The following is a 26,451-nucleotide window of genomic DNA, read 5'->3' on the forward strand; positions in this document are numbered from 1 at the left end:
GTTCGAAGTTCTAACTGGTCCTGGATGTATTTTTAGAATAAAACCAAGGCTATCGATTACTGGATAGCCTTGGTTTTTGACAATAGACGGATTGGTTATAATCGGTTGTTTAGTAATATGGACGGTTCTCTACTGTTATCAGCGCTTGGGAAGAAATATAGGCGCCAGCCTGGAGTTATAAGCGGTTCTCCGGGAATATAAGTGCGAATCCATTTTTATGAGCGCTTATGAATAGTTATGAGCGCAGCTCCACTTCCCCAAGTTCCCCAAGCGAAAAGGACTGCCTATACAGGACAGTCCTTTTCTGTTTTATTCATTTTCAGGTTTTGTTTCTTTATAGATTGCTCTCACTTGTCCTTGTTTTTTCTCATCCACTATGGCACTGCCATTTGAATATCGATCCACTAGTCTCAACGTTCCTGCCACAAGTGGTATCTTCTCGTCCTTATCGGTTGCCAATATAATGGTCTCATCGGTTTTCATCAATTTTGCGCCAATGATACGATGCGGATTGGTCTTCAATTCTTTTAGAACGACTACGCCGCGTTGGGCGCGCGCGGCTGGCTCCAGTTCATTCAAATTCATGCGTTTGACTGAACCCCGCTGTGTGGCAATCAATATGGAAGCCGTCTCATCTTGAATGAATTCTGCAGCTACGACATAGTCTTCGTCTTTCAAATTAATGCCTCGGACGCCGGCTGTCCGGACCCCAGTAACCGATATTTCCGCTAATGGGAACCGAAGCGCATAACTGCCATGGGTAATCAAAAGGACATCTTCGTCTCCTGTTACGAGACGCGCATCAATCAAAGCATCCCCTTCTTTAATACCCATGGCTCTGAATGTCCTGGAATATCGTTGGACTCTGAAGTCGGCTAGCTTCGATTGTTTGATCATCCCGTTTCGCGAGACGCTAACAATGTTCGCTTCTTCTTCAAAATTTTCTATGCCGATTGCTGCAACGATGGATTCGTTTTGCTCCAATGGGATGATGCTTGAGATATGTTGGCCCAGATCACGCCAACGGATATCCGGCAGCTCATGCACCGGCTGATAGAGATAATTGCCCGCCGAAGTGAACAGCAAGAGATGATGTTGGGTATTCATCGGCGCTTCTAATAAGCTATAGTCGGACTCTTTCATTTCCTGTCCAGTGCCGTTTGATGCGCTATAAGAACGGACGCTCGTTCGCTTCACATAACCATCTTTCGTCACCGAAACGATCACTTCTTCGCTCGGCACCAAAATGTCCAAATCGACTTTGATTTCCTCGATTTTCTCTTCGATTTCCGAACGACGCGGTTCTGCAAATTGCTTTCGGATGGCGAGCAGTTCTTTTTTTATGACGGAAGAAAGTTTCTTATCGCTATTTAATATGGCATCCAATTGCTCAATCAACTTGCGTAGTTCTTCGTCTTCTTTCTGCAGCTCGGTAATGTCCGTATTCGTTAATCGATAAAGTTGCAAGGAAACGATTGCTTCCGCCTGCACTTCGGTAAACGCAAATTTCGCGATGATATTATTCTTCGCATCCCGTTTATCTTTCGAAGCGCGGATTGTTGCAATGACTTCATCTAAAATCGACAATGCCTTCATAAGACCTTCCACGATATGAAGCCGGTCTTTCGCTTTTTGGATATCATAACGGGAACGACGCGTAACAACCTCTTTCTGATGGTCTATGTACGCATCGAGCAGCATCGGAAGAGACATCAACGTCGGCCGTCGACCCGAAATGGCAATCATGTTGAAGTTATAGGTCACTTGCAAGTCGGTATTTTTCAATAAATATTGAAGAATTCCATTCCCGTCAATGTCCTTTTTCAACTCGATGACAATTCGGAGACCGGTTCTGTCCGATTCATCCCGTACATCTGCAATCCCATCCAGCTTCCGATCCAAACGGAGCTCGTCGATTTTCTTCACCAAATTCGCTTTATTGACGTCATATGGAATTTCGGTGACGACAATCTGGGATTTGCCGCCTTTCAACTGTTCAATCGCTGTTTTCGCACGGATGATGAAGCGGCCTTTCCCGGTCTTATAAGCAGTCTTAATGCCCGCTGTCCCTTGGATGATGCCCCCCGTTGGAAAATCAGGCCCCTTGAGAACCGTCATCAGTTCATCTACAGATACGTCGGGTTTGTCCATCCGCATCAGGACAGCATCCAATACTTCATGAAGCGCATGCGGCGGGATATCTGTCGCATAACCAGCCGAAATCCCGGTTGAACCATTCACCAACAAATTCGGAAAACGAGCAGGCAGTACCGTCGGCTCCGGTTCCGTATCGTCGAAGTTCGGAATCCAATCGACGGTATCTTTCCCGATATCCCGCAGCATTTCACCGGCAATGGCGGAAAGCCGAGCTTCCGTATATCGCATCGCAGCTGCCGAATCACCGTCCACCGAACCATTGTTCCCGTGCATTTCAATCATCATATGGCGGAGTTTCCAGTCTTGGCTCATCCGCACCATCGCTTCATACACGGATGAGTCGCCATGCGGATGGTAGTTCCCGATGACATTCCCTACCGTTTTCGCAGATTTCCGGAATGCTTTCTCATGGGTATTCCCTTCATGGTGCATCGCGTATAAGATCCGGCGTTGCACCGGTTTTAAGCCATCTCGTGCATCCGGCAATGCCCTGTCTTGAATGATGTACTTACTATACCTTCCAAACCGGTCGCCGATCACTTCCTCCAAGGGTAGATCTTGGTAACGTTCCGATACAGTCATTCAAACTCCCCCTCGACGTGCAGAAATTCATTATCCAGTATATTATGTTCTTCCGCCATGCCGAAATCGACGTTGTCTTCAATCCAGCGCCGTCTCGGTTCGACTTTATCGCCCATCAACGTCGTGACCCGGCGTTCGGATGTCGCGCTATCCTCAATCGTTACCCGGATCAATGTGCGCGTCTCGGGGTTCATCGTCGTATCCCATAGCTGGTCCGCATTCATCTCCCCAAGTCCTTTATAGCGTTGCAACATATATCCTTTGCCGATCTTCTGGATGGCGGAATCGAGGTCATCTTCGGTCCAGGCGTACTCGATGACTTCCTTTTTCCCCGCCCCCTTGGATACTTTATAGAGCGGCGGAAGTGCGATATACACTTTCCCCGCTTCGATGAGCGGTTTCATATAGCGGTAGAAGAATGTCAGCAGCAACACTTGGATATGGGCTCCATCCGTGTCTGCGTCTGTCATGATGATGACTTTATCGTAGGCGATGTCCTCGACTTGGAAATCCGCTCCGACGCCCCCGCCGATTGCGTGGATGATCGTATTGATTTCTTCATTTTTCATAATGTCTTCGAGTTTCGCTTTTTCGGTATTGATGACTTTCCCCCGCAGTGGCAAAATCGCCTGAAAAGTCCGGTCCCTTCCTTGCTTGGCCGAACCACCTGCGGAATCCCCTTCGACAAGATACAATTCGTTCTTGGCGGCATTCCGGGATTGGGCCGGCGTCAGCTTGCCGGACAATAGCGTATCGCCCCGTCTCCGTTTCTTACCGGAACGGGCATCTTCCCGTGCCTTTCGTGCCGCTTCCCTTGCCTGTTGTGCCCGGACCGCCTTGCGCACGAGAGAGGCGCTTAAATCCGCATTCTCTTCGAGGAAATAAAGCAGTTTTTGGGAAACGATGGCATCCGTTGCGCTCCGGGCTTCACTTGTACCTAGTTTGCCTTTCGTCTGCCCTTCAAATTGCAGAATTTCCTCAGGAATCCGTACCGAGACGATAGCGGAAATCCCTTCCCGGATGTCCGAACCATCCAGGTTTTTATCTTTGTCTTTCAATAAACCCGTCTTTCTCGCGTATTCATTGAAGACCCGGGTCATCGCTGCTTTGGCACCGGTTTCATGTGTACCGCCGTCTTTCGTACGGACGTTATTGACGAACGATAAAATGGTCTCGGAATAGCCGTCACTAAATTGGAAAGCGAATTCAACTTCGATCCCTTCCGCTTCCCCGTCCAAATATGCGACGTCGTGCAGGACGTCTTTTTCTTCATTCAAATAGGCAATGAACGCTTCGATGCCCGTTTCATAATGGAAGACATCGTGTTTGTCCGACTCTTCCTCTTTCAATTCAATCTTCAAGCCTTTTAACAGGAATGCTGATTCCCTCAGGCGTTCACTTAATGTTTCATATTGATATTTGACAGTTGAAAAAATCGTTGGATCCGGTTTGAAATGAATGGTTGTTCCCTTCTCCCGGGTCGTGCCGATCTCTTCCAACGTGGTAACTGGCTTGCCGCCGTCTTCAAATCGTTGCCTGAATGTCTTCCCATCCCGGTAAATCGTCACTTCCAGCCATTCCGACAAAGCATTCACAACGGATGCCCCTACCCCATGGAGCCCCCCGCTCGTCTTATAGCCGCCTTGTCCAAATTTTCCTCCTGCGTGAAGGACAGTCAAGATGACTTCTGTCGTCGGTATGCCCGTTTGGTGCATCCCGGTTGGCATCCCGCGGCCATAGTCCCGGACACTGACACTGCCGTCCTTATGGAGCGTCACGTCAATTTCCGAACCATAGCCCGCCAATGCCTCATCTACTGCGTTATCGACGATTTCATAGACAAGGTGATGGAGTCCTCTTGAATCGGTGGACCCAATATACATCCCGGGTCTTTTTCGTACCGCATCGAGGCCCTCCAAGACCTGAATCGAATCATCGTTATACGTATACGTATCTTGTATTTTCGCCAAATTGCAACCCCCATCAAACGAATGTTCCTTTTTTGTTTATCATATCGCTATGCGGAAAGCTTGTCAAATCAACGTTTTCCGCTACTTGCTCAATTTATTGTATAGAAGAGTCCGCATGATTGCAATGACAGAGACCACGGCTGCCCTAGCAAAAAGAAGTCATCTGCTATGGAATTCCATGAATGATGAGTCGTTGATCAGCAAATTGAATCAGTCCGTCTTCTACCATGACCTCACCTTATGCCCGGGAACATCCCATTGTCGGCATGACGCTGTTCTGCTACACTGTTACCATACATATTAAACGAATAAAAGAGGTATCCTATGGAACTTTTCTTACTTTTGCTCCTCGCATATTTGCTTGGTTCGATCCCTTCCGCCTTATGGGTCGGAAAGTTATTTTACAATACCGATATCCGCGAACATGGCAGTGGAAATCTGGGAGCGACAAATACATTCCGTGTTCTCGGAAAAAAGGCCGGTCTGGCTGTCACCCTTTTGGATATTTTGAAAGGGACGGTAGCGGTTCTGCTGCTGGTTCTTCCGCTCTTTCATGAGTTAGCGGTCCATCCATTGCTGCCAGGCGTCCTGTCCGTTGTTGGTCATATGTACCCTGTTTTTGCAAAGTTTAAAGGGGGGAAAGCGGTTGCGACTTCCGGTGGAGTGCTGCTCGGATATAATTGGCCCGCTTTCGTCATTTTATTGCTTACATTCTTGTTGGTATTGAAGTTGACGAAAATGGTTTCCTTGACCTCCATGATTGTGGCGGTTGTCGGATTTTTGTATAGTGTGATCTATTACGTCCGAACGGGCGATTTTTACATGATGATCATGATTGGTTTATTTGGATTATTCATCTTTTACCGCCACCGCGCCAATATTGGCCGAATTAAAGCAGGAACCGAGCCAAAAGTGAAGTGGTTGTAATACAATGGGGACAGCAACCCGAAAGGCTGGTGTCCCCCGCATGAAAATCATCTTATCGGATGACGCTCTGACCTGGTTTGAAGAAGAAATGGATGTCGAATCAGGCGACAGTGTGAAATTCTTTGCCCGCTATGGCGGCGCAAGCCCGCTCCACCAAGGTTTTTCGCTAGGCATTACGAAAGAAGAGCCGGATGAGATCGCTGTGGAGTCGGAGCATAAAGGCGTGCGCTATTATATCGAACAAAGGGATCAATGGTTTTTCGTCGAACATGACCTGCATGTCAATGTCGACCCAAAACTGAATGAATTGGTATATAGCTACGAAAAAGCGTGAGGACTACACAGACCGCACGCTTTTTTGGAGCGCTTTTTTATCGATTTTTCCGACTGGCGTTGTTGGAAGGGCTTCAAGGAAATGAACTTCTTTCGGTACCTTGAATCCCCCTAAAGCCTTCTTACAATGTGCTATCACGTCTTCTTCTGTCACTGTTGCCCCATCTCGCAATGTCAAATAGGCCACTACTACCTCTCCCCATTTGTCATCGTCGAGCCCTATGACAACCGCTTCCCGGATCCCTGCCATGCGAAGCAGGTATTGTTCGACCTCTTGGGGGTATACGTTCTCTCCTCCCGTGATGATCAATTCCTTTTTCCTGCCCACGATGAAATGGTCTCCGTCCTCATCCATTTTGGCAAGGTCGCCTGTCCGCAACCAACCGGACTGAATCGCAGCCGCCGTTTCCTCCGGTTTTCGCCAGTAACCGCTAAACAGATGCGGCCCTTTTACGCAGAGTTCCCCCACTTCTCCCGTACGGCATCTCTTCCCTTGTTCATTTACCACTTGGACTTGATTGAACAGCATGCTTTTTCCGACGGACCCGATTTTTTGGCATGCCACTTCAGGCCGGATGAAGAAATTATTCGGCCCGGCTTCCGTCAGTCCATAACCTTCTTTGAATGAAACCCCTTTGTGCTGGAATGCCTCATAGATGGCATGAGGACATGGTGCTCCCCCGGACAGGAAGACTTTCATGGAGGGAAAAGAAGCTTGTTGAAAATACGGCGTTTGAATTATCGCTTGGTACATCGTCGGGACAAAGAGAGAAATTGTCGCCTCATACCGATTTGTCGCACGTAACGCCTCTTCCTCGTCAAATTGCCTCCCTAAGACAACTGTTCCGCCTGCCATCAAGATCGGTATACTGAGCGCATTTAGGCCGCCTGTATGGAATAAAGGCATATAATTGATCGTGCGGTCCTCCTCGGTCAGCCCCCAACTGGCGATTGTGTTCAGCGCATTCCAATTGACCGCTTTTTTTGAAAGGACGACCCCTTTTGGTGCGCCTGTCGTTCCCCCTGTGTACAACATCATCCACGGAGACTCATCCCCCTCATAAATCGTTGAATCGGGGCACTTTAACAGTACATCTGTCTCTTCTACTATCGTTAGTGGCATCGTCTCGGAAAATCCGGTTTGTTGAACCAATGACTCGAACTGCCGATCAAATAATAAGACAACGGGTTCACAGTCTCGTAAAAGGACTTGGAGTTCGGCCTGATGTAATCGCCAATTCAATGGCACAAAGAGCAATCCTTGTACTTCACATGCGAACAATAGAGCAAACAGATCCGGTTGATTCGGGGCCAGGACGGCGACCCGCTCCCCTTGAGGATAGCCGTTCTCATTGAAAAACGCAGTCCAACGGAGGATCCGTTCTTTCAAGTCGGCGTATGTCCATTTGTCTCCCGAAGAGATATCGATTACAGCCTCCCTGCGTGGGGAAAGCCGAATGCGGTCCATGATCCAGCCCGTTCCCTCGATCATCAATAGACACCGCCTTTCATTCCAGAAAATCCTCGATCACTTTGGTGACGGTATCGGGACAATCGATTAGCGCCGAGTGGCCTGTGTTGTGTAAGAGAACATGCTGAGCGTTGCTTCCAAGATCAGCGAGTATTTCCTCCGTCATGTGCCTGGGCACGACGAGGTCCCGGTCCCCTGATAGAACCAACACGGGTATCCGGATGGACGCCGCCTGTCCAGTGCCTTCCGTCAACCCATTAGAATGGGAACTGATGTTGAAATGGTTCAACGCATGATAGACATCCGCTACATTCCGTTGTGTCAGCATATCGTCCACATACTCTTCATATCGGGCAGGTTCCGGTTGTGTATGCGTATAGATCAAGCTGTCCCAAACCGACTTCAAACCTTTTCGATTGCCCGTATCATAGAGCGTTTGGATCGCTTGTGTCTTGCCATCTCGCTCAATGTCCCGGATTGTCAGCAATCGACGGTTCAAACGAGCCAAGCGGGATGTATAAAATGGATATCCCCGTGTCGATGCGGAAGCGAGAAGGACTAATTTTTCACAATCCCCCGGATAATCCGCGACGAACTGCATGCCTACTGCACCACCGGTTGACCAGCCGATCAAATGAAACTGCTTAAGTCCGAGTGTATCTACGAAGGCTTTCAAATCATCGGAAAAGTCCTTGATGCAGGTGATCCGCTGGTGATATGTGGAGCCACCGAATCCGCGCATGTCGATAGCGATGAGGGTGAACTTGGGAGATAGCGATTCCAATAGAACGTCCCAGTGTTTGGAAGACGTCATATTTCCGTGGACGAGAATGATTGTTTGATCGCCCCCTTCCCTTTTCTGGTAAGCGATCGTTTCCCCATTGGGCAACGTTACGTAATGCAGTCCCAACCAAACACCTCCCAGTTACTTCCTTTCCATAAGTGTATCACACGTTCATTTGGAAAAGGATGACAGTTCTTGTCGAATAGAACAAAAGAGCAGGGTGCCCCCCATTAGCACAAGAAGGATGTAATTTACTTGAGATTGACCACTACAACCTAACACTGTAAAATATGAACATACTAAATTGGAGGTTTTTGTTTGTCATACTTATGTTTAGAGCTGGGTGAGTAACACTTTCTTTACAACTTATTGCATGAGAAAGTGCCATTTATAGGATAGTGCAGATGAATTTTATTAAAAGAACAGGAGACTATAAATGGATATTTTAATTCGACAAGAACTCCCTACTGAATATTATACGACTGAAGAAATTATTAAAAAGGCCTTTCTAGCTGAAGAATATAGCGACAAGAGAGAACATTTACTTGTAAATAGGATTAGAAAATCAGATGCATTCATTCCTGAACTTTCTTTAGTCGCATTAAATCAAGGCAAAGACGTTATAGGGCATATTCTTTTATCTAAAATAAAAATTATAGATGGTAATAACGCAGTGGATTCTTTGGCACTTGCTCCAGTTTCCGTCACTCCCGAGTATCAGAAAAAAGGAATTGGGAGTCAATTAATTCACGCTGCGCTAGAAAATGCAAAAGACCTTGGTTATCGTTCAGTAATTGTTTTAGGGCATAAAGACTATTATCCCAAGTTCGGTTTTAAACAAGCTAGCTTATGGAATATACAAGCTCCATTTGAGGTGCCTGATGAAGTATTTATGGCTCTGGAATTAATAGAGAATGCTCTAGAAAATGTTCAAGGTGTCGTTCATTACTCAAAAGCTTTTTCGGAGTAAACGCTGATAAATGATTAGTTTTTTAGGATTCTTCAACTATCCTGCCCCGTAAGATGAAGTTAGATAGTTCACAACGAAAAAGGAGACACCAATTCATATGTGAATGGTTTCTCCTTTTATGTTGTTATTCAATATTTCCTCCCCATCAACCGAACCCGTTAGATATAGAATCCCACGCTTTTTCATTGGTTAAACCGGTTCAGTTGATGAATCAACCCTTCATTATGCAAGATACGGCGTTCCGTTTCGCCAAATAGATCGAAATGCGGATAATCATCGCGCATGTCGATCCATTCTTTCTTCAGACCATATTGACGGCCCCAATCGATCAACTTTTCCAAATCGGCGCATCCCGCTTTCGTAACCGTTTTGCAGCCGGGGAATCGGTCATCCAGCCAGTAATGGGTCAGAAAAGCGATTTTTCCCTGCTGGACCGCCGTTTTCCAGGCCACTAATTCGGCGCGTTTGATTCCGAATGCCATCAGTCTTTCACCCGACGGACTTCCGTATATTTCGCGTCCCATGCCGGATCGATTTTACGTAGCGGTACGGGACGGAAATTGTCTTTCTTTACGAGGACATGTTCCGATGTACCGGTCGCGGCCACCGTTCCATCCTCATGAATAATTTCATATCCATAGGTGGTCCGCAACTTCTCATGTTTTTCGATCCAGGTCCGGACTATCGCTTTTTCTCCATACCGCATGGATGCTTTATATTGAATCGATAAGTCGATGACGGGCGCCAAATAGCCGTCTTTCTCCAGGCCCGCATATGTAAACCCAAGGTCTTGAATCAATGTCGTGCGGCCAATTTCCATCCAAACCAAATAATTCGCATGATAGACGACCCCCATCTGATCGGTTTCCGCATAGCGCACTTCAATTTCCTTTTCACTGATAAACATGCAATCACCTCTGTTCTGATTATACTAAAAGTAGTGGCGAAAAGCATAGGGGCTGTCCGAGTAGCTGGATAGCCCCTTTTAAGAGGGGGGATAAGTGCTTCGATTATGAGCGGTTGTTTCGGAATATGAGCGATTCTCTGCCGTTATAAGCGCTTGTTTAGAAATATGAGCGCTCGTGGAAAGTTATGAGCGCAGCGGCACCATGCACGAAAAAGGGGCTGCCCGTATGCGGACAGCCCCGTAATCAAATCAATTCGTTGTTTTCAATTTGTCACGAAGAACCATTTGCAGGATTCCGCCATGACGGTAGTAGTCGATTTCTACTTCGGAGTCGAAACGTGCAAGAGCGTTGAACTCTGTTACTTTTCCGTCTGGAGAAGTAGCAGTCACTTTCAGGATGTCGCGTGGTTTTACGCCTTCCGCGATGTTGACGCTGATTGCCTCTTCGCCTGTTAAGCCAAGAGATTCTGCGTTTTCACCGTTCAAGAATTGAAGTGGAAGAACGCCCATCATGACAAGGTTCGAACGGTGGATCCGCTCATAGCTTTCCGCGATGACTGTTTTGATACCGAGTAGGGATGTCCCTTTCGCCGCCCAGTCACGGGAAGAGCCCATACCGTAGTCTTTGCCCGCAATAATCGCAAGACCTGTGCCGTCCGCTTGGTATTTCATTGCTGCGTCATAGATCGGCATAATTTCTTTTGTCGGCCAGTATGTTGTGAATCCGCCTTCTGTACCTTTTGCAATTTGGTTACGGATCCGGATGTTCGCGAATGTACCGCGCATCATCACTTCATGGTTACCACGACGGGAACCGTAAGAGTTGAAGAAACGTGGCTCTACGCCGCGCTCGCGCAAGTAGATTCCGGCTGGTGTATCTTTACCGATCGCCCCTGCAGGAGAGATATGGTCGGTTGTGATTGAGTCACCGAATTTACCGACGACACGAAGACCAGCAAGTGTTTGAATATCGCCCGGCTCTTTCGAAAGGCCTTCGAAGAACGGAGGATTTTGGATATATGTCGAGTTTTCATCGAAATCATACAATGCTTCATCCGTTGTTTCGATTGCATTCCATGCTTCGTTTTCAGTGAAGACGCGCTCGTATTCTTTGCGGAACAATTCAGGTGTAACTGTCGCTTTGACCACTTCCTGAACTTCTTCCGTAGTTGGCCAGATGTCCTTGAAGTAGACATCGAATCCATCTTTGTCTTTCCCGATCGGATCTTTTTCGAGGTCGATATCAACCGTACCAGCAAGTGCGTACGCAACAACAAGTGGCGGTGAAGCCAAGTAGTTCGCTTTCACAAGTGGGTGGATCCGGCCTTCAAAGTTACGGTTTCCGGAAAGGACGGAAGACATGAGCATATCGTTCGCTGAGATCGCTTTTTCGATTTCAGGAAGAAGCGGTCCAGAGTTTCCGATACAAGTTGTACATCCGTATCCGACTGTGTGGAATCCGATTTGATCAAGATATTGATCCAGACCCGAATCTTTCAAATAGCCTGTAACAACTTTAGAACCTGGTGCTAGTGAAGTTTTCACATAAGCAGGAGGAGTCAATCCTTTTTCAACTGCTTTTTTCGCTACAAGTCCCGCACCCAACATGACGTATGGGTTGGAAGTGTTCGTACAAGATGTAATCGCTGCAATCGCAAGGTCACCTGTTTTAATGTCCACTTTGCGTCCATCTTCGAACTCGACAGTGGAAGTCTTCTCAAGCTCTTTCGGAGAGAATCCGAAACCTTGGTTTCCTTCAGGCGCAACGACTGCTTCGTTGAATGCACGCTTCATGTCCGTAAGAGGGATCAAATCTTGAGGACGTTTTGGTCCGGAAAGGTTTGCCACGATTTTAGACAGGTCGATTTCAACAACATCCGTATACGTCGGATCTTCGTTGTCCGGAGTGAAGAACATATCGTTTTCGATCAAGTATTGCTTGACCACTTGGATGTGATCTTCTTCACGGCCAGTTAGACGCATGTAATCAAGAGACTCTTCATCTACCGGGAAGAATCCGCAAGTTGCGCCGTACTCAGGTGCCATGTTGGCAATCGTTGCACGGTCCGCAAGTGGAAGTTTCGATACGCCAGGTCCGAAGAACTCAACGAACTTGCCGACAACGCCTTTCGCGCGAAGCGTTTGTGTCACTTTCAATGCAAGGTCCGTCGCTGTTGTTCCGTTTGGAAGCTCTCCGACAAGTTTCACACCGATCACTTCAGGAATCGGGAAGTATGAAGGTTGACCAAGCATTCCAGCTTCCGCTTCGATACCGCCGACACCCCAACCAAGAACACCGATACCGTTGATCATCGTTGTATGGGAGTCAGTTCCGACAAGCGTATCCGGGTAAGCTTCGAATGTGCCGTCTTCATTTTGGATAGCGTGTACTACGTTAGCCAAGTACTCCAAGTTAACTTGGTGAACAATCCCTGTTGCAGGAGGCACTGCACGGTAGTTATCGTATGCTTTCTGTGCCCAGCTTAGGAATTGATAACGTTCTGCGTTACGCTCGAACTCAAGTTCCATGTTGATGCGTAGAGCATCTTCCGAGCCATAGCGGTCAACTTGTACGGAGTGGTCGATGACTAGATCAACCGGGATTTCCGGGTTGATTTTATCAGGGTTTCCGCCCATTTCCGCCATTGCGGAGCGAAGGGACGCCAAGTCGACGACAACTGGAACGCCAGTGAAGTCTTGCAGGATGACACGGGATGGCTTGAATGGAACTTCTGCGTCTTTATCTGCATCTTTGCCCCATTTAGCCAAATTTTCCACGTGGTCGTCTTTGATGACATAGCCATCATGTTGACGTAATACGGATTCAAGTAACACTTTGATCGAATAAGGTAGTTTGGAGATGTTCGCAATGCCGGCTTCTTCGATTGCTTTCAAACGGTAATAGTTATACGTTTTACCGTTCAATTCAAACGACGTGCGGCTATTGTGCAAATTGCTTTTTGCCATAGATGATTTCCTCCTTTTGTAACTGAAAAGGCTGCAACAGGCAGTCTACTAGCAGACACAAGATATGAACATAGACAAAGGGTGCGACACCCTATGAAATGTCCACCTCGACCCACTGCCAAATATAAATGAGCATCTTTTCTCTACTCCATCATATAGTAACAATGTATATAAGTAAAATACATTATATTTATAGTCTTTCATAAGTTATACCAATGACTGTATGACGCTTTTCATTTGCTGCAAAGAACTCTTTATTATGGCATGATAGAGGGGAATCTTGGAAAGGGGCGTTTATTCATGAATAAAGCGTTATTGGTCATTGATTACACAGTCGATTTTGTGGCAAGGGACGGGGCCTTGACGTGCGGCGAGCCCGGTATTGCGCTCGAATCCTATATTACCGAATTGACGCGGACTTTTTTAGATGAAGGGCAATTTGTCGTCATGCCTGTGGATGTTCATAAACTCGATGATCCCTATCATCCGGAGACTAAACTATTCCCTCCCCACAACATCAGAGGCACAGCGGGCAGAGATCTCTACGGTTCCCTACAGTCACTATACCAAGAACGGAAAGAGGAAATCCATTGGATGGACAAGACACGGTATAGCGCTTTCGCGGGTACTGACCTGGATATCCTGCTGCGCTCCCGCGGTATTACGGAAATCCATCTGGTCGGTGTCTGTACGGATATCTGCATCTTACATACTTCGGTAGATGCTTATAACCTTGGGTACGATATTACAATCCATGAACGTGGCGTGGCCAGCTTCGATCCGGCCGGCCATGAATGGGCTTTGCGACATTTCAAAAACACATTAGGAGCAACCGTGATTGAATAAAAAGAAGAACTGTCTTGAGGCATCCTTAAGACAGTTCTTCTTCATTTTCACTTTATCATTCGTATTTCTTCAAGGTATTCAAGTTACTGGCAATCAAAGCCAGGATCGTCTCGGCCTCTTCTTTGGTGAAAATAAAATGCGATTCATCTTCGATCAGCTCCTGATCGTCTGTTTGAATACGGGTCATGCGCCTTAGAATGCCATCGCCCGTTTCCTCGATGACCCCGAACTGGAGAGTCACTCGCACTTCTTCTTCATTGGTGAAGGCAACCACTTCGGGTGCGGCCCATTCGACATTCACCGCCTCCAACAAATCATCGTCTTCCTCCCAGTCTTCATCGAAATCATCCTCATCTTCCTCGAGAAAGTCATGGAAGCTCTCGTGGACCTCTTCAATAATGTCTTCAATATCCGGAAGAATGGCTTTGGAAAAATAGTCGTTCTCTAATTCGAGCGTCCGTACATAAAATTCATTATTCAAGGGATCAAAGAAAATAGTGCAAAAATATTCCCTTACATCATCATCCGAATCCACAAAAAATTCGATCCTAGGATGCTTCGCTGCGCGCACAATGGTCATCTGACCCACTTCATCATACTGCTCGCAAATGGATTCCAGATGATCTTGCAATTCCTCACAAACCCGGTCAAACCATTCTAAAGACATACAGCATCCCTTCCTTCTCAGTTCTTGTAAGTAGTATGCCTAATTGGTAATTGTTAATTCATCCAGGTTTTATGATTCGGAAGAAGTTCATAATTTGAGGGCGGAATCCGTTTTATTGTTCCCTTTTCACGAAATTTCACAATTTTTCTTCTATTAATTTCCATGTATTTTTGAAACATTGATGTTTGAGGTATTGAAATAACGGATATTACAAATACTAAGACGCGATCATACAAATCATGAAAAAGGAGATGAAGCAAATGGGCTTTATATGGTTTTTAATTATTGGAGGAATTATCGGTTGGCTAGCCGGACTAATTTTAGGTAAGGATATTCCGGGTGGTATCATCGGTAATATCATTGCCGGGATTGTCGGTGCTTGGATCGGCGGAATGCTTCTTGGGGAGTGGGGACCGAGAGTCTCTGATTTCTACATCGTTCCAGCCTTGATCGGTGCGATTGTCCTTGTATTCATAGTGAGCTTTATTTTAAGATCTATGCGTCGAGCTTCATAAATGAAGTGAATGAAAAAACGCCGGTTCTCGCTGAACCGGCGTTTTTTTATGGCGTATTTTCGATTTCCTCTCGATACAATTCAAATTCCTCAAAAAACCATAGCACGTCTTCCACGTATTTTTCACTGTGGTTGTATTGAAAAATAGCTTCTTTGTAATCGCCGGAAGCCGCCCCACTTTTGGCCAAATAATGGGCAGCGCTGAAAACGGCGTCTTCTAGATCATACGGGTCTGCTATACCATCGCCGTTTGCATCGACGCCATACCCCCCATATTTTTTAATGACGGCGGGATTGGTCTTGTCTTTCTCGGGAATATCTCCCTTGCCGAGGCCCGTGCAACCTGGATAACTCCACCCGACGAATGTGCAAGGCATGAACTGCATATGTCCTTCGGCGCCTACTGGAGAAAGGAGGGGATCCATCGTCGAAAATTTGGTTTCAATTCGATGATGGGCGGCCAGTAATGTCCACGGAACACTGTACTGGTCTGCTGCTTTCTTATAAATCGGAATGTATTCTTCCGGAATCGTCGTCCCGGTATGTCTCTCTTGGAAATCAAGCAAGGTGCTCGCTGACTTCTTGATAATTTCAGGATGTTTGATACCGGTCCAAATAATGGCGGTCAATGTAAATACGGTGACTGCAATCGGAATGAGCAAAACGATGAACATCGCTTTGAGCTTCATCGATATCCCTTTCTTTTTCCGTTTCTTCATTGAACCCCGCCTTCAATTCAACGATTATGCTCCTGCTTTAATGAGGGCCTTCACGTCTTTTTCGATTTGTTCGAATGGGACATCGACATTACCACTATATAACTTGACAACTTGTCCTTCCTGATTCACCAAGGCAAACGTAGTGCCGTGAAGCACTTGGTCGGAATCCGGAATATCGGCCACGACCGTCTTGAAAGACTTCATTGCCAACTCCCCGATCTCCTCTTGCGTGAATCCAGTGAGCATCTCCCATCGATTTTCATCCTTAACATTAAACATTTCCAGATAGTTTTTCAACTTTTCCGGCGTGTCGACTTTCGGGTCCACGCTGAATGAGACGATTTTATAATCTTCCACACCGGCTTTGTGCAGATCTTCTTCAATTTGGGCCATATTCATCATCATTGGCGGACAAACGGTTGCACAATTCGTGAATACGAATTGGGCAAGCCAGACCGTTCCTTTCAAGTCGTCCAGTGAAACGGACTCGCCGTTCTGATTCGTAAATTCAAATGCAGGCACTTCGTATTTGTGATCCGCTTTGAATCCTCCTGAGCCTGAACAAGCACTTACAATTATCATTAAAATGAACAGAATTGGAAGTTTAATTAATCTCAATACACTGTCTCCCCCGCTATGTGTTATTAAATTTATCATAGCGGAAGAAACAGCTTGAAACAAGTAAACCGGGATTGGTTCCTTGTCCAAACTACGACGAATTTGTGAAGTTTACTTCACTTTTAACGTGATCAGCGCTTCGTGAATGGCGGTTAATTTCGACTCAAGACGGTGCAATAGGTAAAACGATACGAATATGGGAAATCCGATTTCCTGTATAAGATCCAACCATGGTTCCATCTTGTCTCCCCCTTTTCTTTCTTTTTTCATAAAGTCTCTATGTTCTTCCGGACAATTTCAGCAGGTTCTTCTGAATGCTGAAAAGCCGGCGTCCCAGTCTGGAAACTGGAAGGCCGGCTCGTTTACAGGATTACCCCTTTACAAAGTCTGTCACATGGCGTTCGACAATGCGGGCGCCTGTCGCGGTTTCAAGCGGATAGCCATCCACCCGGAAGGCACCTGAAGCGATGATTGCCTGCATCGCGGATGTCACTTCTTGCGGAGTCAGATTCTCCCGCGGATCGTCCACCGGCAACATCAGTTTCTTGCCGGTTGCCGTCGCAAAATTCAATTGTAATGTTTTCGCCATAATTTCTCCCCCTTTTCAATTAGTTAATCACGTCCGAAGTTTCCACCTTTTCCGCTCCGATGAATGGCAGGGCCGACAGCGAAGCCAGTTGGCTCAATGCTGCGTACAAGTTATCTGCCGATACATTCTCCGCCAGGTAGCGATAGGATTTCGATTTGCGGATCAGCTTCCCCTCCTCCGACATGCCGCCATCGAAATACACCCGCCCGATGGCGCTTCTGAATTCGATTGTTACCATGTAATCACCTCCCTTCGCTCTTTATATAGCGAGTTAGGCAAGAAAGGGATACATTCTTCGTGAAATTTTTCGAAAAAGCTCTTATAATGAGGATAGAATGGAAGAGGTGAATTCTGTTGCAAGATCTATTTATGTGGTTCATCCTGTTCTGGTGTGTCGTCCTGGTTGTCTTGTTCGGGATCGGCGGCTTTTTCATGTTCCGGAAATTTTTAAAGGTATTTCCGAAGGCGGACGGGAAATCAACACTTGATTGGGAAGAGTTTTATGTCAATAAATCGCTCCATCTGTGGAATGACGAAGCGAAAGCGTTGCTGAATGAGCTTGTCAGCCCGGTCCCGGAACTTTTCCGGGATGTCGCCAAGCAAAAGATTGCGTCCAAAATTGGTCAAATCGCCTTGGATGATAAAGCTAAAACAATCGATTTCGATCATATTATCCGCGGTTATATACTAGCTACTCCGAAACGGGACCATAATTTTCTTCGCAAAAAGTTGAAATCGATGGAAATCGACATGACTCCATATGAGCATTTATTTTAATTTACTATCATGGAGCGGTTCCATCCAATCAAAAAAGTGTCCTCGGTCATTGTGTATTGACCGGGACACTTTTTTCATTTCGTATTTTATTGTATTTGAGGAGCATGCCGATCCGCCATGGCACGATCATGGCGAAGGCGAGGATCCAAAACATGCCTCCCAGCTCCCCGACATCAATAGCACTGCTTAATATCAGTTTCGCTATAAGCCGGAAGACGAGAAGGCCACCGAGGATGAAAAGAAAAGCCTTGGACCGCTTGACATAAATACCGTCCGGCTTGATCTCAAAATTGGTCGTGCGGATCAAGAGGATGGAAAACAGCAAGCCTACTATAATAGCTTCCACTACTTGCAGCGAAGGGACCCGGAACTCTTCAAACAAAAACATGAGAGCCCCCGACGACATGAATAAGGGAGGCAAAATAATCCGTTTGGGAGAAATCGGCCTCTTTGCCGCTTTTGCACGGACGAAAAAGGCGAACGTTCCCATGACGAGGAACAGAACGGTAGACCCGACAATCAAATACAAAGGCGGAATTTCAGTAAAAATAAAATCGATGAGTTCCTGCAGTTTAAGCATCAGCGATTCCCCACTTTTCAAGTTCGTCCATTCGCTGCTTCAATTGCTCCATCTGGACAAACCGGGCAAATCGCGCCGTCTCTTTGCCTTCGTGAAACAGGAGGACGACAGGAGCGGTGAACAGGGAAAGTTGGCCTGCAATCTCTGGCACTTCCGCTGCATTGACCCGATAGAACGGGAACCGGTACCGCTCCGCAAGAGCCGCCACTTGAGGGTAAAGCCCCTCGCAGACGGAGCAGTGGTCCGTTTTCACGAACAGTCCAAGTTGCGGCTCTTTCTCTGCGATGTCATTCCATTCCTGAAACGAACCGATGTCCTTCATCATTCACTCCTCCACTTCATAATCTATTCGACGACTGTGTTGATTTGATTCCCATTAAAATCCTTGAAAGTCTCCGAAGATCGGACTGAGGAGACTCGTCAACCATTGCAGTCCGTTAAAGAATAATAAAATCCCAACCGCAATCATGATATACCCGCCGACTTTCATAATAAGGGCATTGTGTTTGCGGATCCAGGTGAGCCGTGTAATGAAGAACGACAACACAAAGAATGGAATGGCAAAACCGAGCACGTACAGAAGCATATACGTCATGCCTGATCCCGGATTAGTGCCGGCAAGAAAGATAATGGAACCAATGATCGGACCGGAGCAAGGCTGCCATCCAGCTGCAAAGGCAATACCGATCAACAGCGTACCTAAATAGCCCGCCGGCCGGTTTTTAAATTGCAGTTTCCGTTCCTTCATCAAGAACTCGGGCGTGAATAAGCCGATAATCATCAAACCGAACAGCACGATAAAGATGGCTCCGATTTGCCTAAGCAACTCTTGGTTTTCGATAAAGAACTTCCCGACGAACGTCGTGCCGAAACCAATGACAATAAAAATGATTGAAAATCCGATTAGGAAAAATAGCGTGTGGAGCATGCCGCTCTTGGTCATCCGTTTGGAATCGGGTTTCAACTCATCCAGGGACATGCCCGTAATATACGAGACAAATGCCGGATAAAGCGGCAACGTACAAGGCGAGATGAAACTGAGAAAGCCGGCTCCGAACGCTAGAAGATAGTTTAAATCTGTTGCCATCATTCTCTCCCCTTCATATATCTGTTTCAATCGTAACAAAATTGAGGCCGGAATACGCCTATTTTGACTGTGAACAGTTTATGACAATCCGGGAGGACACATGGCACTGCCCTGTTTTTTCAAAGTGACTATCATTGTCATGGAGCAGTTTATTAAATGGGCAGTTTCCCGAAAAAGCGCGGAACTCCAATTACCCGATATCGGAAATATGTTCAATGGCCCCGATCGGAATGAGGCAGGACTCCCCTTTCACCGATGACAGCCGTAGCAAGGATGAGGACGAGTCGATATGGGCAATGACGCCCTCCACGGTACATGATGTTCCTGCCTTCCAGAACGTGACGGCAAGCGGACTCCCCTCTTCTGCCGCTTTGGCCATCAACCGGTTCCATTCCTCATAGTGCTGTTCATCCGGCTCCCTTCTCTGCGGGAGATGCTCTTCTTCATGCCAATCCCGCAACTGTTGTACATGCTCCGGCAACATCATCGCCGTCCATTTTATGCGTCCCCGATCTCGAATCAATGCAATCACCTTCCGAACGTTTGTTTGTATTCATTCTAATGGAAAACGGACAGGAAAAGCAATTCTCCTCTCTCCATTCGCCTTCATTTCAAATTAAATATTTGTGAATATTTACACAGCCTTCGGATTTCATGTTATCATTGTAAAATGTTCAATTGATAGTTGGAGGTAATAAAATGGCGACAAAACAAGCGGAAAAGGAAGCGAAGACGATGCACGTCGAAGATATCTTAAAAGCGCATCAATTTTTAAAAGATGTGGTTATCCATACGCCTTTGCAGTTAAACGAGCGACTCTCCGAAAAATATGATTGCCATGTGTATATCAAGCGGGAAGATCTGCAATACGTTCGTTCTTTCAAATTGCGAGGCGCTTATTATAAAATTAAAAAAGTGGAGAATATCGCACGCGAAAAAGGGATTGTTTGCGCCAGTGCCGGCAACCATGCGCAAGGCGTGGCCCATGCTTGTGCCCAACTCGGCATTCACGGCAAGATCTTTATGCCCCAAACGACACCGAAGCAAAAGGTGAATCAAGTGCGGATGTTCGGCCGCGACCAGGTTGAGATCATCCTTGCAGGAGATACGTTCGACGATTCGTCGACCAATGCGATGGCTTGCGCAACAGCGGAAGACCGGCTGTTCATCCATCCATTCGATGACCATGATATTGTGGCGGGACAAGGGACTGTCGCGGTGGAGATCATGAATGATATCGAGGAGCCGATCGATTTCGTTTTTGCGGGCATCGGCGGAGGCGGACTGATGTCCGGTCTCGGCACATATATTAAAAACGTCTCTCCGCATACGAAGATGATCGGCGTGGAGCCGGCAGGGGCAGTGAGTATGCAGGCAGCTCTTGCGAACAAAGGGCCGATCGCTTTGCCATCCATTGACAAATTTGTCGACGGGGCAGCCGTCCAATGTGTAGGTAGTCTAAACTACGATTTATGCCGTAAATATCTATCGGATATCGTCCCGGTCCCGGAAGGCAAAGTATGTACGACCATTTTAGAACTGTATAATCTGCATGCGATCATCGCGGAACCGGCAGGCGCCTTGTCGATTGCGGCTCTGGACTTCTACAAAGAGCAGATTAAAGGTAAAAACGTCGTCTGTGTCATCAGCGGCGGCAATAATGATATCGGCCGGATGCAGGAAATCAAAGAAAAGTCCTTGATTTACGAAGGATTGCTCTATTACTTCATCGTCAATTTCCCCCAACGCGCCGGAGCTCTGCGTCAATTTTTGGATGAGGTGCTCGGACCGGATGATGACATCACGACATTTGAATACACGAAAAAGAACAACAAAGAGAGCGGTCCGGGACTAGTCGGCCTAGAGCTGAAAAACAGAGAAGACTACCCTGGCTTAATTGAGCGCATGAACAAATGCGGTTTCGAATATAAAGAGATCAATAACGACCATACGTTGTTTGACCTGCTCGTTTAACGTAACAATTTAAGCCGTCAGCCTCCTATTTACGGGCTGACGGCTTTTCGCATCCAAAGTTATGTCAAGTTCCGCAAGACATTGAAGCCAAAAATGAAGATGCCGATGACCGTAATGACTCCGCCGATGGTAGCCGTTACAAAGAAAACTGGGTTTGCTGTCAAAATGGCGAGCGCAATTGCGATCATCATGACAGGCAAGCCAAGATTATGCAGCCAAAAATGGGCTTTGGCGCTTCCGGTTCCCGCTAAATGCGGATAGAGATGATACAAGATGCCGATAATAGCCAGTGACATCCATCCGAGCAGGTTGATATGCACATGCACAGTCGCCAAATTGAACACATGAGTAATAGACATGTATAAGCCCAAAGCAATCCCGATCAGAAAGTAAACGACTGCAATTTTAATCAGTTGTTTTCCCAATCCACTCCCCCCTTTCTGCTCAAAATGAACTTTCTCTTCATTCTATGCGCCATAGGTGGGGGCAACTACTGCTGGGCCAACAGCATGCTTCTTTTATTTAAAATGTCCGCCGATCAGTTTGGCCCGTTCAATCGCCGTACCCGCTTCTGTGTAGGAAGCGGCACGGAGAACGGCGGTGGAACCGTATTTCGTGCGAAGGGCGTCCATCGTTTCGCCGAGTTGCCGGTTCCGCCACTTATGCTCGTCAAACAGGCTGAGCTGCATGGAATGCTCCTCTTCCAGATTGCCGAGGCTGATATGCAAACGGCGCACCGGCCGCCCGTCATGGAACTCATCCAGCAGTTCCGTGCAGAGCCGATGGATGACCATCGTATCATTGGTCGCTTCCTCCATCGTGCGCGACCGGCCGAATCCGCCCCCGAGCGCATGCTTGGAATAGCCGACCGCCAGATGGACGGTACGCCCCATCCTTCCCGCTTGCCGTGCGCGCATCGCCACGTCTTCGCACATTTCCAGCAATACGGTCAGGATGTCCTTTCTTTTCACATAATCGCGGTACAGTACTTGCCCTTTTCCATAGCTGACCTGCCCTTCGACAAGGGGAGGCAGTCCGAGGTCGGATAGGTCGATGCCGTGCGCATGGTAATATAATTGATTGCCCATGATGCCGAACCTCTTTTCGAGATGTTCAAGAGGGGTGCGGGCCAGATCGCCGACCGAAAAGATACCCATCTGATTCAATCTCTTTTCCATGCGGCTGCCGATCCCCCACATCCGGCTCAGCGGGGCGACCGGCCATAGCTTTTCAGGCACATCTTCATAACGCCAAAGAGCGACCCCCGTTTTTTTCGCCTCGAGATCGAGCGCCAGTTTCGATAGCAGCATATTCGGTCCCATCCCGCAGGCGGAGCGCAGCTGGAATTGCTGGAACAGATCCTCCCGTATGCGCTTGGCCGTCTCGACGGGGGGACCCCATAGGCGCTCGGTCCCGGTCAGGTCGACAAAACTCTCATCGATGCTGTAGACATGAATGGCTTCCTTCGGTACGTAACGATGCAGCAGCCGGGTGATTTCCATCGAGACGTCGATATAGAACTGCATTTTCGGCTCAATCAGATGGATGGCGGGATCGTCCGGGATTTCGTAAAGCCGCATGCCGGTCTTGATGCCGAATTGCTGCTTGAGCGCCGGTGAAGCGGCGAGGACGACACCGCCTTTGCGCTCTTTATTCCCAATGATGGCGATCGGTGTCTCCATCACTTCCAGCCCCTCGATTGCGGCCGAGCAGCTGGCGTAAAAGCTGCGCATGTCGAGGCAAATGATATTTCGTTCGGGCAGATGTTCATACATAGGCATTCTCCTCGCTATACAAACATTTGTTCTATTTCTAGTATAGCGTGAGAAAGCGCCTTTATTCAAGTTGACATATTTTCCAGAAAAGGAAAACAACCAATCCGCATCGACTCACGGATTGGTTGTTTTTGGTGAATGAACGAATGGTTCGGCAACCGGACGCTCGGCACTCTTCTTCTCCACCTTGAAGGACAGAAGGAAAGCGACTAGCAACAGCCCTGCGCATAACAGCAGTGCGGTAGGGATTCCGCCGACATTGTCGATGATCCAGCCGCCCAGACCCGGGCCGAGCAATTGTCCCGCCGCAAAATAAATCGTGACGTAGCCGAGGGCGATCGGAGCGTAGGACGGATGGATCTGCTCAGTGGACAATGCTTGAATGAGCGACAGCATGCCGACCACGGTAACTCCCCATAAAAATTGGCTGATGATAAAGCCGAGCGCAGCCGGAAAGACGACGGGCAACACCATGGAGAAGGATCCGATGATCAATGTGATGAGCAACGATCGCTTGCGCCCGATCTTATCCGAAATGCTTCCCCAAAGCGGACCGCTGAAGATCGACATGATGCCGCCGAGCGCCATGATCTGGCCTGCCTGATATGGATTGATGCCCGCTTCCAAGATGAAGCTGAACAGAAAGCTTTGTGGAATCAAATACGCGAAACCAATCAGCCCATAGATGCCCGCCACTAGCAGCACCCGCTTATGTAAATACACTTCTTTCCAAAGCGATTGCTCTTTCTGTCCCTTATCCAATAAAGGGACTGGCGGATCGCGTAAAATAAGTAGCGCCGTCAACGTCGACAAGATGGACAAGATGCCATAGAAGAACCATAACTGCCGCCAACCTTCCAGTTCGAACCACGTCGTGAAAAACGGGACGAGTGTACTGGAGATGAGTGTGCCAAGCCCGAGACCGCTCACCATGAAGCCGATCATCATCCCTCGTCGATGCGGGAACCACCCGACGATGATATTGACGAGCGGCGTATAGGTGAAAGCGGTTCCAATTCCGAGTAAAGCCATCCCGGCAAGAGCCGTTCCGTAGCTATGGACGGACGCCAAATACATCAAGGCAAGCGCTACGATGAAAGTGCCGAGTACGACGAGCTTACGTGAACCCCATTTCGCCGCCAAAATCCCGGCAAACAGGACCATCCCCAAATAGCCAATTGAGTTCGTCGTCGCGAGCATTCCCGCTTGCTCATAAGAAAGCGACAAACTTTCTTTCATAAAGGGCATTAAAATTCCATAAGACATCCTCGCAAAACCGAGTGTACTGATTGTGACCATGACACTCGCGAAGGCATATCGCCAAATTGGCTGTTCTCTTTCCAATATGCCACCCCCTGTTTCCCTTCACCTCTTCAAAGTGAATCTAGCATATCTCTACTATAACAAGAGTTGATTTCAATGGACAGTTTTTTCTCTAAATTTCGAATTCCCTTGGCCCCTTGGTTTTTTTGTTAAAAAGTAAAATCACCAACCGCGTCTATCTTACGGGTTGGTGATTTTAGGTGTAGGAACGAACGGCTCTGCGACAGGATGTGCGGCGCTCCTCTTTTCGATCTTGAAGGACAGGAGAAAAGCGATGAGTAACAGCCCAGCACATAGCAGAAGTGCGGCAGGAATCCCCCCGACATTGTCAATGATCCAGCCGCCGAGACCCGGACCGAGCAGTTGCCCCGTCGCAAGATAAATCGTGACGTAGCCAAGGGCGATCGGTGCGTAAGACGGATGGATCTGCTCCGTAGCCAACGCCTGAATGAGCGACAGCATGCCAACCATGGTGACTCCCCATAAAAATTGGCTAATGATGAAGCCGAGCGCAACCGGAAAGACGACGGGAAGCGCCATGGAGAAGGAGCCAATGATCAATGTGATGAGCATTGACCGTTTTCGTCCGATCCTATCGGAAATGCTCCCCCATAGCGGTCCGCTGAAAATCGACATGATACCACCGAGCGCCATGATCTGACCTGCTTGGTAAGGATTGATGCCCGCTTCGAGGATGAAACTGAACAGGAAACTTTGCGGAATCAAATACGCGAAACCGATCAATCCATAGATAGTCGCCACAAGAAGCACCCGCTTATGTAGATAGACCTCTTTCCAAAGCGATTGCTTTTTCTGCCCTTCATCCAACAAAGGGACGGGCGGATCGCGTAAAATAAGCAGCGCCGTCAACGCGGATAAGACCGACAAGACCCCATAGAAAAACCACAACTGCCGCCACCCTTCCAGTTCGAACCACGTTGTAAAAAACGGGACGAGCGTACTGGAGATGAGCGTTCCGAGCCCGAGACCGCTCACCAGAAAGCCGATCATCATTCCCCGCCGATGCGGGAACCAGCCGACGACGATATTGACCAGCGGCGTATACGCGAAAGCGGTTCCAACTCCGAGTAGAGCCATTCCAGCAAGCGCCGCCCCGTAGCTATGGACGGACGCCAAATACATCAACGCCAGCGACACAATAAAAGTGCCGAGCACGACAAGCCGGCGCGATCCCCATTTCGTCGCCAAAATCCCAGCAAACAAGACCATCCCCAAATAGCCGATGGAATTCGTCGTCGCAAGCATCCCCGCCTGTTCATAAGAAAGCGACAAACTATCTTTCATGAAAGGCATCAAAATCCCATAGGACATCCTTGCAAAACCAAGTGTACTGATTGTCACAATGACACTCGCAAAGGCATATCTCCAAATCGGTTGATCGACAACCAACATGCCACCCCCCTTGTTTCCCTTTCCATCTTCGAAAGTGATCCTAGCTTATATCTACTATAACAACGATTTATTTGAATAGACAGTCTTTTCTATACATTTTAAACGCCTGTAGTCGATGTTTATATCTTTATTTGAAGTAAGAGTTGTATTATTTGCTATTTCTTTATATGTCTGTTATTGTTAGGAAGAATTATTTTTGTTCTCTTCAGATTGAGAATATATTTTGTTTTTCGTCTAAGGATTTGAGCAAGGATAGTAATACATTGTGTGGAGATCCGCACTAGGAGGCAATAATAATGGAACAAGGTACAGTTAAGTGGTTTAATGCAGAAAAAGGTTTTGGATTTATCGAGCGTGAAGGCGGAGAAGACGTATTCGTACATTTCTCAGCGATCCAAGGCGACGGTTTCAAATCTTTAGACGAAGGTCAAAGTGTAACATTTGAAATTGAACAAGGACAACGTGGCCTACAAGCTACAAACGTTCAAAAAGCTTCCTAAT

General features: G+C 47.5%; 29 protein-coding genes. 8 read left to right on the forward strand and 21 right to left on the reverse strand.

Translation table 11 applies throughout. The annotated features are described in order from the left end of the window. Window positions 1–309: 309 nt before the first annotated feature. Together parC and parE are read right to left on the reverse strand one after the other, a co-directional pair. On the reverse strand, window positions 310–2,739 hold the full coding sequence (parC, locus tag AB1K83_RS05330) for a DNA topoisomerase IV subunit A (RefSeq protein ID WP_413057128.1): 2,430 nt from the start codon (window positions 2,737–2,739) through the stop codon (window positions 310–312). After that, window positions 2,736–4,709, reverse strand: a complete 1,974-nt coding sequence (parE, locus tag AB1K83_RS05335; RefSeq protein ID WP_413057129.1) for a DNA topoisomerase IV subunit B — start codon at window positions 4,707–4,709, stop codon at window positions 2,736–2,738. Before parE ends, parC begins: the two co-directional genes overlap by 4 nt. Window positions 4,710–5,033: 324 nt before the next feature. On the opposite strand from parE, the gene plsY reads away from it, so the two are divergent. Then, entirely contained in the window at window positions 5,034–5,636 is a 603-nt protein-coding gene (gene plsY / locus AB1K83_RS05340; RefSeq protein ID WP_413057130.1) for a glycerol-3-phosphate 1-O-acyltransferase PlsY, read from the forward strand. A gap of 40 nt (window positions 5,637–5,676) precedes the next feature. After that, on the forward strand, window positions 5,677–5,970 hold the full coding sequence (locus tag AB1K83_RS05345; protein WP_413057131.1) for a HesB/YadR/YfhF family protein: 294 nt from the start codon (window positions 5,677–5,679) through the stop codon (window positions 5,968–5,970). 3 nt (window positions 5,971–5,973) lie between these two features. Here the strand turns inward: AB1K83_RS05345 and AB1K83_RS05350 are convergent, their stop codons facing one another. Together AB1K83_RS05350 and AB1K83_RS05355 are read right to left on the reverse strand one after the other, a co-directional pair. Then, window positions 5,974–7,461: an acyl-CoA synthetase gene (locus tag AB1K83_RS05350; protein ID WP_413057132.1), complete on the reverse strand. Its 1,488-nt coding sequence runs from the start codon at window positions 7,459–7,461 to the stop codon at window positions 5,974–5,976. A 16-nt stretch (window positions 7,462–7,477) separates the two neighbouring features. Then, window positions 7,478–8,350: an alpha/beta fold hydrolase gene (locus AB1K83_RS05355; protein WP_413057133.1), complete on the reverse strand. Its 873-nt coding sequence runs from the start codon at window positions 8,348–8,350 to the stop codon at window positions 7,478–7,480. Between the two features lie 310 nt (window positions 8,351–8,660). Between AB1K83_RS05355 and AB1K83_RS05360 the strand changes: the two genes are divergently transcribed. After that, window positions 8,661–9,194 (forward strand): GNAT family N-acetyltransferase, encoded by a 534-nt coding sequence (locus tag AB1K83_RS05360; protein ID WP_413057134.1) that lies wholly within the window; start codon window positions 8,661–8,663, stop codon window positions 9,192–9,194. Between the two features lie 182 nt (window positions 9,195–9,376). Here AB1K83_RS05360 and AB1K83_RS05365 read toward each other — a convergent pair whose 3' ends face one another. From AB1K83_RS05365 to acnA, 3 genes are all read right to left on the reverse strand, one after another. Then, a complete protein-coding gene (locus tag AB1K83_RS05365; protein ID WP_413057135.1) occupies window positions 9,377–9,676 on the reverse strand; it encodes a hypothetical protein in 300 nt (99 codons plus the stop codon). Then, on the reverse strand, window positions 9,676–10,101 hold the full coding sequence (locus AB1K83_RS05370) for an acyl-CoA thioesterase (RefSeq protein ID WP_413057136.1): 426 nt from the start codon (window positions 10,099–10,101) through the stop codon (window positions 9,676–9,678). The genes AB1K83_RS05365 and AB1K83_RS05370 overlap by 1 nt, the downstream gene beginning before the upstream one ends. 249 nt (window positions 10,102–10,350) lie before the next feature. Then, on the reverse strand, window positions 10,351–13,068 hold the full coding sequence (gene acnA / locus AB1K83_RS05375) for an aconitate hydratase AcnA (protein ID WP_413057137.1): 2,718 nt from the start codon (window positions 13,066–13,068) through the stop codon (window positions 10,351–10,353). Between the two features lie 300 nt (window positions 13,069–13,368). Between acnA and AB1K83_RS05380 the strand changes: the two genes are divergently transcribed. Next, the gene (locus AB1K83_RS05380) at window positions 13,369–13,914 is read left to right on the forward strand and encodes a cysteine hydrolase family protein (protein ID WP_413057138.1); all 546 of its coding nucleotides are present in this window, start codon (window positions 13,369–13,371) and stop codon (window positions 13,912–13,914) included. 55 nt (window positions 13,915–13,969) lie between these two features. Here AB1K83_RS05380 and AB1K83_RS05385 read toward each other — a convergent pair whose 3' ends face one another. Further along, the gene (locus tag AB1K83_RS05385) at window positions 13,970–14,581 is read right to left on the reverse strand and encodes a hypothetical protein (RefSeq protein ID WP_413057139.1); all 612 of its coding nucleotides are present in this window, start codon (window positions 14,579–14,581) and stop codon (window positions 13,970–13,972) included. 260 nt (window positions 14,582–14,841) lie between these two features. On the opposite strand from AB1K83_RS05385, the gene AB1K83_RS05390 reads away from it, so the two are divergent. Beyond that, the gene (locus AB1K83_RS05390; protein ID WP_413057140.1) at window positions 14,842–15,096 is read left to right on the forward strand and encodes a GlsB/YeaQ/YmgE family stress response membrane protein; all 255 of its coding nucleotides are present in this window, start codon (window positions 14,842–14,844) and stop codon (window positions 15,094–15,096) included. Window positions 15,097–15,142: 46 nt separating this feature from the next. Here the strand turns inward: AB1K83_RS05390 and AB1K83_RS05395 are convergent, their stop codons facing one another. From AB1K83_RS05395 to AB1K83_RS05415, 5 genes are all read right to left on the reverse strand, one after another. Then, window positions 15,143–15,814, reverse strand: a complete 672-nt coding sequence (locus AB1K83_RS05395) for a lytic transglycosylase domain-containing protein (RefSeq protein ID WP_413057141.1) — start codon at window positions 15,812–15,814, stop codon at window positions 15,143–15,145. Between the two features lie 24 nt (window positions 15,815–15,838). Then, window positions 15,839–16,432: an SCO family protein gene (locus AB1K83_RS05400; protein ID WP_413057142.1), complete on the reverse strand. Its 594-nt coding sequence runs from the start codon at window positions 16,430–16,432 to the stop codon at window positions 15,839–15,841. Between the two features lie 111 nt (window positions 16,433–16,543). Continuing rightward, window positions 16,544–16,672 carry a YvrJ family protein gene (locus tag AB1K83_RS05405; RefSeq protein WP_413057143.1) on the reverse strand — a complete coding sequence of 43 codons (129 nt, stop codon included), beginning with the start codon at window positions 16,670–16,672 and terminating at the stop codon, window positions 16,544–16,546. A gap of 130 nt (window positions 16,673–16,802) precedes the next feature. Further along, a complete protein-coding gene (locus AB1K83_RS05410) occupies window positions 16,803–17,021 on the reverse strand; it encodes a DUF2922 domain-containing protein (RefSeq protein ID WP_413057144.1) in 219 nt (72 codons plus the stop codon). A 19-nt stretch (window positions 17,022–17,040) separates the two neighbouring features. Continuing rightward, entirely contained in the window at window positions 17,041–17,259 is a 219-nt protein-coding gene (locus AB1K83_RS05415; RefSeq protein ID WP_413057145.1) for a DUF1659 domain-containing protein, read from the reverse strand. 131 nt (window positions 17,260–17,390) lie between these two features. Between AB1K83_RS05415 and AB1K83_RS05420 the strand changes: the two genes are divergently transcribed. Beyond that, window positions 17,391–17,798 (forward strand): DUF2621 domain-containing protein, encoded by a 408-nt coding sequence (locus AB1K83_RS05420; RefSeq protein ID WP_413057513.1) that lies wholly within the window; start codon window positions 17,391–17,393, stop codon window positions 17,796–17,798. Window positions 17,799–17,844: 46 nt separating this feature from the next. Here AB1K83_RS05420 and AB1K83_RS05425 read toward each other — a convergent pair whose 3' ends face one another. From AB1K83_RS05425 to AB1K83_RS05440, 4 genes are all read right to left on the reverse strand, one after another. Further along, a complete protein-coding gene (locus AB1K83_RS05425; protein WP_413057146.1) occupies window positions 17,845–18,378 on the reverse strand; it encodes a CcdC family protein in 534 nt (177 codons plus the stop codon). Continuing rightward, a complete protein-coding gene (locus tag AB1K83_RS05430; protein WP_413057147.1) occupies window positions 18,371–18,703 on the reverse strand; it encodes a thioredoxin family protein in 333 nt (110 codons plus the stop codon). The genes AB1K83_RS05425 and AB1K83_RS05430 overlap by 8 nt, the downstream gene beginning before the upstream one ends. A 51-nt stretch (window positions 18,704–18,754) precedes the next feature. Beyond that, window positions 18,755–19,465 (reverse strand): cytochrome c biogenesis CcdA family protein, encoded by a 711-nt coding sequence (locus AB1K83_RS05435; protein WP_413057148.1) that lies wholly within the window; start codon window positions 19,463–19,465, stop codon window positions 18,755–18,757. A 190-nt stretch (window positions 19,466–19,655) separates the two neighbouring features. Beyond that, window positions 19,656–19,988, reverse strand: coding sequence for a YolD-like family protein (locus AB1K83_RS05440; protein WP_413057149.1), 333 nt, complete (start codon window positions 19,986–19,988; stop codon window positions 19,656–19,658). Between the two features lie 176 nt (window positions 19,989–20,164). Here AB1K83_RS05440 and ilvA point away from each other — a divergent pair, with 176 nt between their 5' ends. Further along, the gene (ilvA, locus tag AB1K83_RS05445) at window positions 20,165–21,439 is read left to right on the forward strand and encodes a threonine ammonia-lyase IlvA (RefSeq protein ID WP_413057150.1); all 1,275 of its coding nucleotides are present in this window, start codon (window positions 20,165–20,167) and stop codon (window positions 21,437–21,439) included. A gap of 59 nt (window positions 21,440–21,498) precedes the next feature. Here ilvA and AB1K83_RS05450 read toward each other — a convergent pair whose 3' ends face one another. The 4 genes from AB1K83_RS05450 to AB1K83_RS05465 all read right to left on the reverse strand — a co-directional run bounded on the left by AB1K83_RS05450 (window position 21,499) and on the right by AB1K83_RS05465 (window position 25,950). Next, a complete protein-coding gene (locus AB1K83_RS05450; RefSeq protein ID WP_413057151.1) occupies window positions 21,499–21,864 on the reverse strand; it encodes a cytochrome-c oxidase in 366 nt (121 codons plus the stop codon). A gap of 93 nt (window positions 21,865–21,957) precedes the next feature. Continuing rightward, entirely contained in the window at window positions 21,958–23,214 is a 1,257-nt protein-coding gene (locus AB1K83_RS05455; RefSeq protein WP_413057514.1) for a DNA polymerase IV, read from the reverse strand. Window positions 23,215–23,328: 114 nt separating this feature from the next. Beyond that, entirely contained in the window at window positions 23,329–24,558 is a 1,230-nt protein-coding gene (locus AB1K83_RS05460; protein WP_413057152.1) for a YbfB/YjiJ family MFS transporter, read from the reverse strand. 159 nt (window positions 24,559–24,717) lie between these two features. Continuing rightward, window positions 24,718–25,950, reverse strand: coding sequence for a YbfB/YjiJ family MFS transporter (locus AB1K83_RS05465; RefSeq protein ID WP_413057153.1), 1,233 nt, complete (start codon window positions 25,948–25,950; stop codon window positions 24,718–24,720). Window positions 25,951–26,246: 296 nt separating this feature from the next. Between AB1K83_RS05465 and AB1K83_RS05470 the strand changes: the two genes are divergently transcribed. After that, window positions 26,247–26,450 carry a cold-shock protein gene (locus AB1K83_RS05470; RefSeq protein ID WP_413057154.1) on the forward strand — a complete coding sequence of 68 codons (204 nt, stop codon included), beginning with the start codon at window positions 26,247–26,249 and terminating at the stop codon, window positions 26,448–26,450. The last annotated feature ends 1 nt before the right edge of the window (window position 26,451 follow it).

The organism is Sporosarcina sp. 179-K 3D1 HS, from assembly GCF_047228905.1.
GTDB lineage: Bacteria > Bacillota > Bacilli > Bacillales_A > Planococcaceae > Sporosarcina.

What these genes read in the sequence shown, in the direction of transcription:
- parC (WP_413057128.1), bottom strand. Translation starts at nt 2,739, where the DNA reads ATGACTGTATCGGAACGTTACCAAGATCTACCCTTGGAGGAAGTGATC.
- plsY (WP_413057130.1), top strand. Translation starts at nt 5,034, where the DNA reads ATGGAACTTTTCTTACTTTTGCTCCTCGCATATTTGCTTGGTTCGATC.
- AB1K83_RS05345 (WP_413057131.1), top strand. Translation starts at nt 5,677, where the DNA reads ATGAAAATCATCTTATCGGATGACGCTCTGACCTGGTTTGAAGAAGAA.
- AB1K83_RS05350 (WP_413057132.1), bottom strand. Translation starts at nt 7,461, where the DNA reads ATGATCGAGGGAACGGGCTGGATCATGGACCGCATTCGGCTTTCCCCA.
- AB1K83_RS05360 (WP_413057134.1), top strand. Translation starts at nt 8,661, where the DNA reads ATGGATATTTTAATTCGACAAGAACTCCCTACTGAATATTATACGACT.
- AB1K83_RS05365 (WP_413057135.1), bottom strand. Translation starts at nt 9,676, where the DNA reads ATGGCATTCGGAATCAAACGCGCCGAATTAGTGGCCTGGAAAACGGCG.
- AB1K83_RS05370 (WP_413057136.1), bottom strand. Translation starts at nt 10,101, where the DNA reads ATGTTTATCAGTGAAAAGGAAATTGAAGTGCGCTATGCGGAAACCGAT.
- acnA (WP_413057137.1), bottom strand. Translation starts at nt 13,068, where the DNA reads ATGGCAAAAAGCAATTTGCACAATAGCCGCACGTCGTTTGAATTGAAC.
- AB1K83_RS05380 (WP_413057138.1), top strand. Translation starts at nt 13,369, where the DNA reads ATGAATAAAGCGTTATTGGTCATTGATTACACAGTCGATTTTGTGGCA.
- AB1K83_RS05385 (WP_413057139.1), bottom strand. Translation starts at nt 14,581, where the DNA reads ATGTCTTTAGAATGGTTTGACCGGGTTTGTGAGGAATTGCAAGATCAT.
- AB1K83_RS05390 (WP_413057140.1), top strand. Translation starts at nt 14,842, where the DNA reads ATGGGCTTTATATGGTTTTTAATTATTGGAGGAATTATCGGTTGGCTA.
- AB1K83_RS05395 (WP_413057141.1), bottom strand. Translation starts at nt 15,814, where the DNA reads ATGAAGAAACGGAAAAAGAAAGGGATATCGATGAAGCTCAAAGCGATG.
- AB1K83_RS05405 (WP_413057143.1), bottom strand. Translation starts at nt 16,672, where the DNA reads ATGGAACCATGGTTGGATCTTATACAGGAAATCGGATTTCCCATATTC.
- AB1K83_RS05410 (WP_413057144.1), bottom strand. Translation starts at nt 17,021, where the DNA reads ATGGCGAAAACATTACAATTGAATTTTGCGACGGCAACCGGCAAGAAA.
- AB1K83_RS05415 (WP_413057145.1), bottom strand. Translation starts at nt 17,259, where the DNA reads ATGGTAACAATCGAATTCAGAAGCGCCATCGGGCGGGTGTATTTCGAT.
- AB1K83_RS05420 (WP_413057513.1), top strand. Translation starts at nt 17,391, where the DNA reads ATGTGGTTCATCCTGTTCTGGTGTGTCGTCCTGGTTGTCTTGTTCGGG.
- AB1K83_RS05425 (WP_413057146.1), bottom strand. Translation starts at nt 18,378, where the DNA reads ATGCTTAAACTGCAGGAACTCATCGATTTTATTTTTACTGAAATTCCG.
- AB1K83_RS05430 (WP_413057147.1), bottom strand. Translation starts at nt 18,703, where the DNA reads ATGATGAAGGACATCGGTTCGTTTCAGGAATGGAATGACATCGCAGAG.
- AB1K83_RS05435 (WP_413057148.1), bottom strand. Translation starts at nt 19,465, where the DNA reads ATGGCAACAGATTTAAACTATCTTCTAGCGTTCGGAGCCGGCTTTCTC.
- ilvA (WP_413057150.1), top strand. Translation starts at nt 20,165, where the DNA reads ATGGCGACAAAACAAGCGGAAAAGGAAGCGAAGACGATGCACGTCGAA.
- AB1K83_RS05455 (WP_413057514.1), bottom strand. Translation starts at nt 23,214, where the DNA reads ATGTATGAACATCTGCCCGAACGAAATATCATTTGCCTCGACATGCGC.
- AB1K83_RS05465 (WP_413057153.1), bottom strand. Translation starts at nt 25,950, where the DNA reads ATGTTGGTTGTCGATCAACCGATTTGGAGATATGCCTTTGCGAGTGTC.
- AB1K83_RS05470 (WP_413057154.1), top strand. Translation starts at nt 26,247, where the DNA reads ATGGAACAAGGTACAGTTAAGTGGTTTAATGCAGAAAAAGGTTTTGGA.